Here is a 12612-nt window from a genome sequence, read left to right as displayed (position 1 = left end):
GGCCGGAGCGGGGTGCCACGGCCCCTATGCTGGTCGCGTGGTGTCGTGGTGGAACCGGAAGCGCGCTGCGCAGCTCGCGGCGGCGTGGCTGGCGTCGCGGAACCCGCGGAACGCCAAGCCCGTGGAGCGCCTGCAGCTGGACGACGTCAGTCCGGAACTCGACGTGTACCTGGGACAGGCCGCCTACCTCCAGCTCTCGCTCTACGAGACGATGGGCCGCGCGGGTGCCGCGGCACCGACGATGTCGGGCCGCCTGGTGACCGGCGTCCTCGCGACGACCGCGCTCGAGCGGCACCGGACGCTCGTGGCCGAGATCGAACGGCACGGCGGGCAGCCCGCCGAGCTGATGGAGCCGCACCGCGAGGCGATCGACCGCTTCCTCGCCCGCACGAGCGGCGCCGACTGGTACGAGTCGATGCTGACCGGGTACGTCACCGCCGGCATCCTCAACGACCTGTTCGGCAGCCTGCTCCGCTCGCTGCCGGCCGACGTGCGGCAGCGCCTGCGGACGGTCTTCGACGCCCGTGAGGAACGCGCGGTCGTGGACGAGCTCGCGGCGCACATCGAGCAGGACCCGCAGGTCGGTTCGCGGCTCGCGATGTGGGGCCGGCGGCTGGTCGGGGACACGCTCCTCGTGGCGCGGTCGGCGTTGGCATCGCACGCGCGTGAGGACCAGGAGCGGCTCGAGCCGGTGTGGACCGAGCTCATCGCGGCGCACACGCGGCGGATGGACGCGCTGGGCCTGACGGCCTGACCGTCCGGCGGGTCAGGCGCGGGCGCGCCGACGGTCCGGCGAGATCAGGCGCGGGCGGTCCGGCGGGCTCAGGCGCGGGCGCGCTCGAAGAACGCGTCGTCCGCAGTCGTGCGACGACGACCGAGCACCCACTCGGTGACCACCGCGACGACACCGGCACCGACCAGGGCGACCAACCAGATCCAGCCGCCGTCGTACCGCCAGCCAGCCCAGGTCAGGGCCTCCCAGGCCACGGCAGCCGTGATGCCGCCGACCGCCGGGCCGAGCAGCGCGCCCCGCGTGGAGCGCCAGGGCACCACGACGTGCGCGACGGCCCCCGCGAGGAGGCCGCCGAGCACGGCGAAGAGCAGTTCCACGTCAGGCGACGAAACCGATGCGGCGCGACTCCTCGGCGCCGACCTCGACGTAGGCGAGCGAGGCGACCGGCACGATGAAGCGGCGGCCCTTGTCGTCCTTGAGCGACAGGTGGGTCGACTGCGACTCGAGGGCCTGCGCCACGGCCTGCTCGATCTCCTCGGCGCTCTGGGCGGTCTCGAAGGCGATCTCGCGCGGGCTGTTGATGATGCCGATCTTGATGTCCACGACCACAGCGTATCCGAGCACCCCGCGCGCGGATCGAGCGTTCGCCCGGGGCGCACTCGTGGCCGTCCCGGCCGAGGAGGCGGCCGCTCACCTATCCCGGCACCGGTGCGTCGGCCGGTGCTGTCGGCCGTCCTCGGTACCGTTGCCGCGTGCCCAGGACGACGCTGACGACCCTCCCCGAGGACGTCGGGGTCGCCCGCCCGCTCGTCGCCGACCCGACGCAGGACGCGGTGCTCGCGCTGCCGGACGGACGGCACGCGGCCGTGCTCGGGGCGCCCGGCACCGGCAAGACCACGACGCTCGCGCGGCTCGTCGCCGACCGGCTCGGCCGGGCCGACGCGGTGTCGGCGGACGGCCACGCGTCGGTGCTCGCCCTGACCTCGGCCCGCACGGCCGCCACCGCGCTCCGCGACCGTCTGGCCGCCGCGGCCGGCCGGGTCGTGCCCGGGGCCCTCGCCCGGACCGTGAACTCGCTCGCCTTCCAGGTCGTCGCGCACGCGGCCGCCCTGCAGGGACAGGAGCCGCCGACCCTGCTCACCGGCGGCGAACAGGACCGCATCATCGCCGACCTGCTCGACGGGCACGAGGTCGACGGCACCGGGCCCGCGTGGCCCGCACCGATCACCGCGGTGGTCCGGGAGCGCGCCGGATTCCGCACGGCCCTGCGCGACGTCATGATGCGCGCGGTCGCGGCCGGCGTCGAGCCGGAGGACATGCGGGAGCTCGGCGACGAGTCCGGGCGGCCGGAGTGGCGGGCCGTCGGCGACTTCGTCGACGAGTACCGGGCCACGGTCAGCGCGTTCCGCGGCAGCAGCCTCGACGCCGCCGAGCTCGTGGCCTTCGCGACCGCCGCGGTGCTCCGCGGCGAGGTCCCGGCGAGCGTGGCGGCGCTCCGGCTGGTCGTCGTCGACGACACCCAGGAGCTCGTCGAGGGCGAGGTCGCGCTGCTCGGCGCGCTCGCCCGTGCGGGGACGCAGGTCGTGGCCTTCGGCGATCCGGACATCGCGGCGTCGGCGTTCCGCGGCGCCGAGCCGGACGTGCTCGGGCGTCTGGCCGTGCGCCTCGGCGTCGAGCGGGTCGACGAGATCGTGCTCGGCACCGTGCACCGGCACGCCGCGCCCGTCCGCGCCCTCGTGAGCGCCGTGACCGCGCGCATCGGTGCCGCCGCAGCGGGCCGGCAGCGCACGGCGGCGGCCTCGGCGACCGATGCCAGGAGCGACGCCGTGCTGCACCTCGAGGCGGCGAGCCGGTCGGCCCTGGTCGTCGCCGTCGCCCGTCGCCTGCGGGAGCACCGGTTGCTCGACGGCGTGCCCTGGCACCGGATGGCGGTCGTGACGCGCAGCGGCGCGGCGATCCCCGAGCTGGTCCGCGCGCTGTCCGTCGCCGAGGTCCCCGCCACGGCCGGCGCCGCCCCGATCCGACCGCGGGACGACGGTGCCGCGCGGGCGCTCCTCGGCGCGGCCGGCGTGGCACTCGGCGTCGTGGCGCTCGACGCCGACCTCGCGACGTCGTTCGTGACGGGGCCGCTCGGTGGCCTCGACACCCTCGCCATGCGACGACTCCGGCTGGCCCTGCGCCGCGAGGAGCTCGCCGGCGGCGGCACGCGCACGGCCGACGAGCTGCTGGTCGAGGCGCTCGGCGCGCCCGAACGGCTCGCGACGATCGATGCGGGGTTCGCGCGCCGGGCGACTCGGCTCGCCCGGAGCCTGGTCCGCGCGCACGCCGACGCCGCCGCGGACGCGAGCATCGAGGAGATCCTCTGGGGGCTCTGGGAGCGCAGCGGCCTGGCGACCACGTGGGGCGGGCAGTCGGCGGCCGGTGGGGTCGGCGCCGCCGAGGCCGACCGGCACCTCGACGCGGTCGTCGGGCTGTTCACCGCGGCGAAGCGCTTCGTGGAACGCACCCCGGACGCCCCCGCCCGCGTGTTCGTCGACGACCTGCTCGGGGCCGACCTGCCCGAGGACTCGATCGGACCTGACCGGACGGCCGGCCGCGTCCGGGTGCTGACGCCGTCGGCCACCATCGGGCTCGAGTGCGACGTCGTCGTCGTGCTCGGGCTGCAGGACGGGGTGTGGCCGAACACGCGGGTGCGCGGGAGCCTCCTCGACCCGGACGGCCTGGTCCGCGCGGCCGCGGGCGTCGAGCACGGCCCGGTGGACGACCGGGCGGCGGTGGTCGCCGACGAGCTGCGCCTGTTCGCCCGGGCCGTGTCGCGCGCGACGACGCAGGTGGTGATCGGCACCGTCGCCAACGACGACGAGGCACCGTCGCCCTTCGTCCGGCTCGTCCCCGTGCCGCCCGACCGGCAACCGACCGTGCACCCCCTGTCCCTGCGTGGTCTGGCCGGGTCGCTGCGCCGTCGCGTCGTGACCTCGGGGGACCACGAGGCCGCCTCAGCACTCGCACGCCTGGCCGACGCCGACGTCCCCGGGGCGTCTCCCGACGAGTGGTACGGCACCGCCGCACCGACGACGGACGCCCCGCTCGTCGACCTCGACGCCCCGCCGGCACCGAAGCACGAGGGCGGCGAACCCGTGCCGCCGACGGTCGCGGTGTCGCCGTCGCGCATCGGCACCTTCGAGGAGTGCCCGGTGCACTGGTTCGCGCAGACCTTCGGCGGCGGGGCGCCGAGCCCGGCGATGGGCATCGGGACGATCGTGCACGAGGCGATGGAGCACGCGACCACGGTCGACGTCGAGTCCCTGTGGGAGCACGTCGAGGGCCGCTGGGACGAGCTCACGTTCGAGTCGCCGTGGGTGGCCGACCGTGAGCGCGCCCGGACCCGCCGCATGATCGAGGGGCTGAGCGACTACCTCCGGACGTTCGCGAGCGCCGGGCGGCGGCTGCTCGGCGCGGAGACCTCGTTCGCGCTCGTGACCGGACCGGCGCGGATGCGGGGCAGCATCGACCGCATCGAGGTCGACCCCGACGGCCGGGTCAGCGTCGTCGACCTGAAGACCGGGCGCTCGATGCCGAGCGAGAAGAACGACATGCCGGAGCACCCGCAGCTCGGCGCGTACCAGCTCGCGGTCGAGGACGGCGCGGTCGAGGGCGTGCCCGCGGGGTCGTCGATGGCGGACGCCCGGCTCGTCTTCGTGCAGAACCCGCGGAGTGGTCGCGCCTTCTCGGAGCGGACCCAGCACGCCTTCGACGACGAGGCCCGCGAGGCGTACCGCGCCCGCCTCCACGGCGTCGCCCGGGGCATGGCCGGACGGACCTTCCTCGCGAACGTCGACGACCACTGCGACCGGGCACGCACCGGGGTCGAGTGCCGCATCCACGTGGTGGGCGAGGTGACGTGGTGACGACCGGCACCGAGCACGAGACCGAGCGGCCGGCGGCGGCGGACCCCTCGGCAGGCGCTCCCGCGCAGCACGACGCCGACGCGATCGCCGACGCCCTCGGCCGACCCCGCCCGACCGCGCAGCAGCGCGCCGTCATCGAGTCGCCGCTCGCCCCCGCACTCGTCGTCGCCGGCGCCGGCAGCGGGAAGACCGAGACGATGGCCTCCCGCGTCGTCTGGCTGCTCGCGAACGGGTTCGTCCGACCGGCCGAGGTGCTCGGCCTGACCTTCACCCGCAAGGCCGCCGGCGAGCTCTCGGTCCGCATCAACGACCGGATCCGTGCGCTCGAGGACGTCGGCCTGCTCGCCGCGGGCGACGCGTTCGAGGCGCCGACCGTGTCGACGTACAACGCCTTCGCGAACGCGGTCTTCCGCGAGAACGCGCTGCTCGTCGGACGCGACGGCGAGTCGCAGGTGCTCACCGAACCGTCCGCCTGGCAGCTGGCGCGCCGTGTGGTCGTCGCCGCGCGTGACGACCGGTTGGCCGGGCTCGACCGTGACGTCGACACCGTCACCGCAGCGGTGGTCTCCCTCGCGGGCGCGGTGTCCGAGCACCTCGTCGACCCCGCGGACCTGCGGCGCTTCGCGATCGACTTCGCGGGCCTGCTCGAGCTGCCCGGGAACGCCCGGGGCAACCCCTACAAGACGGTCACGGACGCGGTCGCGGCGATCGGCGCCCTCGAACCGCTCGTCGACCTGGTCGAGGAGTTCCGCCGGCAGAAGGTCGACCGCGGCTTCGTGGAGTTCTCCGACCAGATCGCCCTCGCGCTCGCCGCCGCCGAGTCCGCGCCGCGCGTGGTCGACGACCTGCGGCACCGGTTCCGTGTCGTGCTGCTCGACGAGTACCAGGACACCTCGGTGGTCCAGACCCGGTTCCTGGCCCGGCTGTTCCGCGGACACCCGGTGATGGCCGTCGGCGACCCGCACCAGTCGATCTACGGCTTCCGCGGTGCGAGCGCCGCGAACCTCGCACGCTTCCCGCGGGACTTCGGCGACGCGGGCCCCGTACCGGTCACGTTCGCCCTGTCCACGAGCTGGCGGAACCCGGTCGACGTGCTCGCCGGGGCGAACGCCGTCGTCGACCCGCTGTCCGCCGCGTCGGAGGTCGCGGTCGAGCGCCTGTCCCCGCGGCCGGGCGCGGACCTCGGCACCGTCACGGCGCTGTTCCCGGAGACCCTGCCGGAGGAGGCCGAGGGCGTCGCCCGGTGGTTCGCCACGCGCCGTGCCGCGACGCCCGACGGCTCGATGGCGCTGCTGCTGCGCTCGCGGAGGGACCTGTCGGCGTTCACCGCCGCGCTCGCCGCGCAGCGCGTGCCGTTCCACGTCCTCGGCACCGGCGGCCTGCTGCAGCGGCCGGAGATCGTCGACCTGGTCGCGTGCCTGCGCGTGCTGCACGACCCGTCCGCGGGCAACGACCTGATCCGCCTGTTCGCGGGCGCCCGGTGGCGCGTGGGCGCGGCGGACGTCGTCGCACTGCACGAGCTCGCGCGGTGGTTGTTCGGGCGGGACCACACGCAGCAGCGGCTCGACGACGAGGTGACCGCGGCCTTCCGGGCGTCGGTCGCGGCCGGGGAGCACGGCTCGATCGTCGACGCGCTCGACTTCGTCGCGACGGCCCCGGACGAGCACGGTGCCCTCGAGGGCATCAGCCCCGCTGGTCGGCAGCGCATGCGTGCCCTCGGGCAGCAGCTCGCCGCGCTCCGCTCCCGGGCCTCGGGGGACCTCGTCGACTTCGTCACGCTCGTCGTGCAGGAGATGCGGCTCGACGTCGAGGTCGCCGCGCACGAGCAGGGCAGCGCCGCGTTCCTCGACGCCTTCGTCGACGAGCTCGCGGGCTTCGCGGCCACCGACGACCGGGCGGACCTCGGCGCCTTCCTCGGCTGGATCGACGCGGCTGCCCGCCGCGACGACATGGGCCCGCGGTCCGAGGAGCCCGAGGCCGGCACGGTGCAGGTCCTGACCATCCACGGGTCGAAGGGCCTGGAGTGGGACGCCGTCGCGGTCCCGCGCCTCGTCGAGGGTGCGCTCCCGGCACGACCGCAGGAGGGCTCGTCCGGCTGGCTGGGCTTCGGCCGGCTGCCCTACGAGTTCCGCGGCGACGCCGAGGAACTGCCGCAGCTCGCCTGGCGGGGGAACGCCGACCAGAAGGGCGTGGTCGACGCGATCGACGCCTACAAGGAGCAGGTGCGCTCCCGCAACGAGGACGAGGAACGCCGGCTCACGTACGTCGCGCTCACCCGGGCCCGGCACGACCTGCTCGTCTCCGGGTCCTGGTGGGCCGGCGGCGTGAAGCCGACCGAGCCGAGTCGGTACCTGCGCGACCTGGTCGAGGCCGGGATCGTGGACCCCGAGGCGGTGCCCGACCGCACCGTGCACGAGGAGGACCCGCTCGGCGAGGACGGCGCGACCCAGACCTGGCCGCACGTGCCCTTCGGGCAGCGCGGCGCCCGGGTGCTCGCCGCCGCCGACCGGGTGCGGAACGCCAACCCCGGCGCGGCCGGGCGGTTCGCCGCCGAGATCGACCTGCTGCTCGCCGAGCGGCAGGCGCGCCGGTCCGCCCGGCACGCCGTGGCGGTCCCGCACCGGGTCCCGGCCTCCGGCTTCAAGGACTACCTGGCGGAGCCCGGCGCCGTCGCCGAGCGACTGCGGCGTCCGATGCCCGAGCGCCCCTACCGGGCCACCCGGCTCGGCACCCTGTTCCACCGGTGGGTGGAGCAGCGTGCGGGGAGCGGCGGGTCCCTCGAGACGCTGGACCTGTGGGACGGCGAGCGCGACCTCGACGCGGACGAGGCGGTCGACGCCTCCGCGGACGCGGCCGTGACCGACGACGACGCCCGACGGCTCGCGGCCTTCCAGGCGACGTTCGCCCGGTCACGCTGGGCCGGTCGGACGCCGATCGAGGTCGAGCGCGAGATCCACATCCCGTTCCTCGGCCACAGCATCGTCTGCAAGCTCGACGCCGTGTACGAGATCGACGGTCGGGCCGAGGTCGTCGACTGGAAGACGGGCAAGGCGCCGAGCGGCGCGGACGACCTGGCCGCGCGGCAGCTCCAGCTCGCGCTCTACCGCGTCGCCTACGCGGAGTTCACGGGTCGCCCGCTCGACGAGGTCGACGCGGTGTTCTACTTCGTCGCCGACGACCTCGAGGTCCGCCCGACCGAGCTGCTCGACCGCGCCGGTCTCGAGCGCGCGTGGCGGGACGCCGTCGGCTGATCCGACAGCGGACGGGAGGCGCGTGGCGGGCCCGCCCCGTGCCTCCCGTCCGACAGTCGATCGGCTGCGCGGTCGCGACGCACCGTGTGCGGTCGGGACGCTTCGGGCGCGGTGCGCCCGCTCGTCGGGTCAGCCGTGGCGGCGTTCGGTCGACGACAGCAGCTGCTCGACCTCGCCGATCTCCATCGTCTCGGGGGAGACCGACTGCAGCGGCGCCGCCGTCGGCGTCTGCACCGCGTCGACGAGGCGGTGCATCATCGCGACGGCGTCGTCGACGACCTCGGTGCTCTTCGCCTGCACACCGTGCAGCAGCCACTGCGCGGTCTCGAGCTCGTGGTACACCCGGGCGCGCTGGGCGAGCTGGCGGTCACGACCGCCGCCGTTCGCCTCGTACGCGCTGAGGACGGTGTCGAACGCCTCGCGCTGCCCCGCGAGCACCCACGCGAGGTCCTTCGCGGGGTCGCCGAGCCGGAGCTCGCCCCAGTCGAGGACACCGCTGACGGCGTCGCCGTCGACCAGCAGGACCCCGGTGCCGACGGCGCCGTGCACGACGGTCGGCGTGAACTGCCAGAGCTGCTGGTCGCGCGCAGCGCCCTCCCAGCGCTCGACGAGCGCGGCGGGCACGAGCTTGGTCGCGACCGCACGGTCCATGACGGACACGGCGGAGCGCAGCACCTCGAACGGGGTGAGGGAGGGCAGGCCGGCGTCGGTGACGAAGCTCGTCGGCAGCTGGTGCACGGCGGCGACGGCGCGGCCCACGGCGGTGGCGAGCTCCGGGCGCTCCCCGAGGTCGCGGAGCGTCGGGTGCGCACCGTGCACGTAGGTCGTGACGATGGCGCGCGTCGACCCGACCGGTGCCTGGCCGCGGTACTCGGCCACCGCGAAGGGGAGTCGGGTGCGGATGCCGGCGCTCAGGGCGCGGATCGCGACGAGGTCGGCCGACTGCCGGGCCTCGGCGCGCTGGTTGCGCGGTCGGCGGATGGCGCTCAGCGCGCCGTCAGCGTCGCGGAGGACGGCCGACTCGTAGTCGCCGGACGCCGCCGAGCCGAGTGTGCGTGTGCCCGTGACGACCATGCCGGGAACGGCCGTCGTCGCCAACGCGGCTAGAGTGAACTGGGATCCCGCCATGTCCTCAGGGTAGGTCCGCGTCCGGGGGCCGAGCGCACGCCACGCTGGCCCGTCGAGCCCCGGAACGGTCCACGGGGTCCCGCCGGACGACAGCCGGAGACCCTGTCCCGACCGCAAGGAGCGCCCTGCCGTGACCGTCGAGTTCGCCGCAAGGCTCCCGCTGTCCCGCAACGAACTCGACCGTGACGCGGAGTTCCGGACCACGCCGGACCTCGAGCGCGTCCTCCGGGACGACCCCTCGACGCGGTGGCTGCCGGTGCGCGGCGCCGACCTGCTCCGCGAACCGGACGGTGCGCTCCGCTTCGTCGAGGTCACGGCCGTGCCCGAGGACGCCGTGGTGCTGTACCTCGGCCGCGCGGTCGCGGACGCCCCGGACGCCCCCGCCGGGACGCGCTTCGTCGCCGCGCTGCTCGACACGGCCGCGGCCGAGGCGATCGAGTCCGACGACGACGCGTGGGCGAGCCTCCGCATGTTCGGCACCGAGCTGTCCGCACGCGACCAGGGCCTCGCGGTCGAGACCGTGGCGATGGCCAACTGGCACGCCGTGCACGGGTTCTCGCCGCGGACCGGCTCGCCCTCGGCGGTCGTCAGCGGCGGGTGGGTCCGCCGCGACCCGGAGGGGCACGAGATCTTCCCGCGCACGGACGCGGCGATCATCGTCGGCGTGACCGACGCGGACGACCGCATCCTGCTCGGCTCGAACGCGGCGTGGGACGCCGACCGGTACTCGCTGCTCGCCGGGTTCGTCGAACCGGGGGAGTCCCTCGAGGACGCCGTGCGACGCGAGGTCTGGGAGGAGTCCGGCGTCCGCGTCGAGGAACCCGAGTACCTCGGATCGCAGCCCTGGCCGTTCCCCGCCTCGCTCATGCTGGGCTTCCGTGCGCGTGCCCTGGACGGCGACCCGTCGACGGTGCGCCCGGACGGGGTCGAGATCCTCGACGTCCGGTGGTTCTCGCGCGACGAGGTCCGCGAACGCGCCGGTGACACCCTGCTGCTGCCCGGCCGGACGTCCATCGCCCGCGCCATCATCGAGGAGTGGTACGGCGGGCCGCTCGACCTGCCGTGACCGACGGACGCCCCGCCCCGGTGCGGCCGCCCTCGCCCGACGAGCTCCTCGCCGCGCTCGACGCCGAGCAGCAGACCGTCGCCCGCACCCTGCTCGGCCCGGTCGCGGTCCTCGCCGGCGCCGGGACCGGCAAGACGCGGGCGATCACGCACCGCATCGCGTACGGGGTGGCGACCGGCACCTACTCGCCGAACCACGTCCTCGCGCTGACCTTCACCACGCGCGCCGCGGGTGAGCTGCGCTCCCGGCTGCGCGCCCTCGGTGCGGGCACCGTGCAGGCCCGGACCTTCCACGCCGCCGCGATGGCGCAGCTCAGCTACTTCTGGCCGGACACCGTCGGCGGGCACGCACCGCGGATCGTCGAGTCCAAGGGCCGGGTCATCGCGCACGCGGCCGACACCGTGGGGATCCACGTCGACACCCCGGTCCTGCGCGACCTGGCGGCCGAGGTGGAGTGGCGCAAGGTGCAGATGCTCACGTACGACGAGTACGAGGCCGCCGCCGTCGACCGGGTGATGCCGCGGGACACCCCGGCGCGACGCGTCGTCGACCTCATGCGCGCCTACGAGCAGCTCAAGGACGACCGGCGGCAGCTCGACTTCGAGGACGTCCTGCTCGCCACGCTCGGGATGGTCGAGTCGGAGCCGCGCGTGGCATCGTACGTGCGGCAGCAGTACCGGTTCTTCGTCGTCGACGAGTACCAGGACGTCTCACCCGTCCAGCACGACCTGCTCCGTGCGTGGCTGGGCGGTCGCGACGACGTGTGCGTGGTCGGTGACGCCAGCCAGACGATCTACTCGTTCGCCGGGGCCTCGAGCCGGTACCTGCTCGGCTTCGGTTCCGAGTTCCCGCGGGGCTCGGTGCTGCGGCTCGAGCGGAACTACCGCTCCACGCGCGAGGTCGTCCACGCGGCGAACACCCTCATGCGCGGGCAGCCGGGTGCGCTCGACCTCGTCGCGCAGACGGCCGAGCCGGGGCCTGCGCCCGAGGTCCTGGCGTGCGTGCACGACGGGGACGAGGCCCAGACCGTGGCACGGCGCATCGGCGAGCTCGTCGCGGGCGGCGCCCGGTTCGGCGAGTGCGCCGTGCTGTACCGCGTCGGGGCGCAGGCGGCCGCGCTCGAGTCCGCGCTCGGTCGAGCCGGGATCCCGTACCGCGTGCAGGGCGGCACCCGCTTCTTCGACCGGCCCGAGGTCAAGCTCGCCGTGCACCACATGCGCGGCGAGGCGGTCCGGCAGACGGACGACGAGCTCACCCGACGCGTCGGGCTCGTGCTGCAGCTGAGCGGCTGGACCCCCACCCCGCCCGACGGCACGGGCGCCGTCCGCGACCAGTGGGAGGCGCTGCAGGCGATCATGGGCCTGGCCGAGGCGTCGCCCGAGGGCACGACGATGCAGCAGTTCACGCAGGACCTCGTGGACCGTGCGGCGACCCACCACGAGCCGGAGCTCGACGCGGTCACGCTCGCCACGCTGCACTCGTCGAAGGGCCTGGAGTGGCCGCACGTCCTGGTGGTCGGTGCCGCCGAGGGGCTGCTGCCGATCTCGCACGCGTCCACCGACGACGAGGTCGACGAGGAACGGCGGCTCTTCTACGTGGGCCTCACCCGTGCACGCCGTTCCGTCACCGTCACGTGGTCGCGACAGGGTTCCACGCGAGGGGGTGCCCGGGCCCCGAGCCGGTTCCTGGCAGCGCTCGACACGCACACCGCGGGTGCGGAGCCACCGGCAGCAGGCTGACGGACAGGTCGTCGCGGTCGAACACGACCTGGTCCGTCCCCGGCTCCTGCATCGTGCTCGGCAGCCGCTGCACGAGCATCCGGGTCGCGGCGGACGCGAGCGCGGCCAGCCGCCACGGTGACAGCGGCGCCGCTGGGCGGCCCCAGACCTGCGCGGCGAGTGCCGGCCACGCCGGGTCGGCGTCGACGCGTGCGTACTCGACGCACTGCAGGCACGGGCCCTCGCCGGGCACGAGCACCGGACCGAGGCGCACCCGGCCGTCGCCGACGACGAGTGCGAGGTGCGGCGTCCCGCGACGTGCCCAGGCCGCGCGGAGGGCCGGGTCGACGACGTGGTCGGCGACCACGAGCGCGAGGGACGGCGGCGGGTCGGGGAGCACCACCGGACCGCCACGCGGCGCGGCGGTCCTGGCGACGGTGACGCCCTCGCCGGAGAGCAGCTCCGCCACCGTGTCGGCGAGGGCGCCCGGCCCGTGCACCTCGACCCGGGCGAGCGGTTCGGGTAGCACCTCGACCACGGCGGGGGACGCGTCGCCGAGGATCCGCGCGGCGACCTCCGGGCGGCACCCGGTCGTGGCGGCGAGTGCGGTCAGCGCGTCACGGCTCGTCTCGCGTCGGAGTGCGCAGAGGAACCGTTCCTCGGCCGTGGACGGCACCGGGACGACGGCACGCGGCGGGTCGACGCCGAGCTGCACGGTCCCCGGGTCGCGCCAGACGAACTCGAGCGTGGGGTCGATGCGGATGCCCATGTCCCCACCGTGACGGAACGGCCGGCCCCGAGGGGACCG

At 75.3% G+C, this 12612-nt stretch carries 9 protein-coding genes; 5 read left to right on the top strand and 4 right to left on the bottom strand.

Features of this window, described 5'->3' with window-relative positions:
* Window positions 1-37 precede the first annotated feature (37 nt).
* The gene (locus QUG92_RS03900; RefSeq protein ID WP_259346270.1) at window positions 38-754 is read left to right on the top strand and encodes a ferritin-like domain-containing protein; all 717 of its coding nucleotides are present in this window, start codon (window positions 38-40) and stop codon (window positions 752-754) included.
* Between the two features lie 68 nt (window positions 755-822).
* Here the strand turns inward: QUG92_RS03900 and QUG92_RS03895 are convergent, their stop codons facing one another.
* The gene (locus QUG92_RS03895) at window positions 823-1110 is read right to left on the bottom strand and encodes a hypothetical protein (protein WP_289457735.1); all 288 of its coding nucleotides are present in this window, start codon (window positions 1108-1110) and stop codon (window positions 823-825) included.
* A gap of 1 nt (window position 1111) precedes the next feature.
* Entirely contained in the window at window positions 1112-1336 is a 225-nt protein-coding gene (locus tag QUG92_RS03890) for a DUF3107 domain-containing protein (RefSeq protein WP_069711785.1), read from the bottom strand.
* Window positions 1337-1485: 149 nt separating this feature from the next.
* Between QUG92_RS03890 and QUG92_RS03885 the strand changes: the two genes are divergently transcribed.
* Together QUG92_RS03885 and QUG92_RS03880 are read left to right on the top strand one after the other, a co-directional pair.
* Window positions 1486-4641, top strand: coding sequence for a UrvD/REP family ATP-dependent DNA helicase (locus tag QUG92_RS03885; RefSeq protein ID WP_289457734.1), 3156 nt, complete (start codon window positions 1486-1488; stop codon window positions 4639-4641).
* Complete coding sequence (locus QUG92_RS03880) at window positions 4638-7892, top strand: ATP-dependent DNA helicase (protein WP_289457732.1); 3255 nt, start codon at window positions 4638-4640, stop codon at window positions 7890-7892. Before QUG92_RS03885 ends, QUG92_RS03880 begins: the two co-directional genes overlap by 4 nt.
* Window positions 7893-8021: 129 nt before the next feature.
* On the opposite strand, the gene QUG92_RS03875 is transcribed toward QUG92_RS03880, so the two are convergent.
* Window positions 8022-9020, bottom strand: a complete 999-nt coding sequence (locus tag QUG92_RS03875; RefSeq protein ID WP_289457731.1) for a phosphotransferase — start codon at window positions 9018-9020, stop codon at window positions 8022-8024.
* A 130-nt stretch (window positions 9021-9150) separates the two neighbouring features.
* Between QUG92_RS03875 and nudC the strand changes: the two genes are divergently transcribed.
* Window positions 9151-10086 (top strand): NAD(+) diphosphatase, encoded by a 936-nt coding sequence (nudC, locus tag QUG92_RS03870; protein WP_289457730.1) that lies wholly within the window; start codon window positions 9151-9153, stop codon window positions 10084-10086.
* A complete protein-coding gene (locus QUG92_RS03865) occupies window positions 10083-11825 on the top strand; it encodes an ATP-dependent helicase (protein WP_289457729.1) in 1743 nt (580 codons plus the stop codon). The genes nudC and QUG92_RS03865 overlap by 4 nt, the downstream gene beginning before the upstream one ends.
* Here the strand turns inward: QUG92_RS03865 and QUG92_RS03860 are convergent.
* The gene (locus QUG92_RS03860; RefSeq protein ID WP_289457728.1) at window positions 11716-12573 is read right to left on the bottom strand and encodes a TOMM precursor leader peptide-binding protein; all 858 of its coding nucleotides are present in this window, start codon (window positions 12571-12573) and stop codon (window positions 11716-11718) included. The two genes, QUG92_RS03865 and QUG92_RS03860, sit on opposite strands and share 110 nt — an antisense overlap.
* Window positions 12574-12612: the final 39 nt, after the last annotated feature.

Source organism: Curtobacterium citri, assembly GCF_030362955.1.
GTDB classification, from domain to species: domain Bacteria; phylum Actinomycetota; class Actinomycetes; order Actinomycetales; family Microbacteriaceae; genus Curtobacterium; species Curtobacterium citri.
Note: the sequence above shows the minus strand (reverse complement) of the source record. Positions and strands in the feature narration are given on the sequence as shown.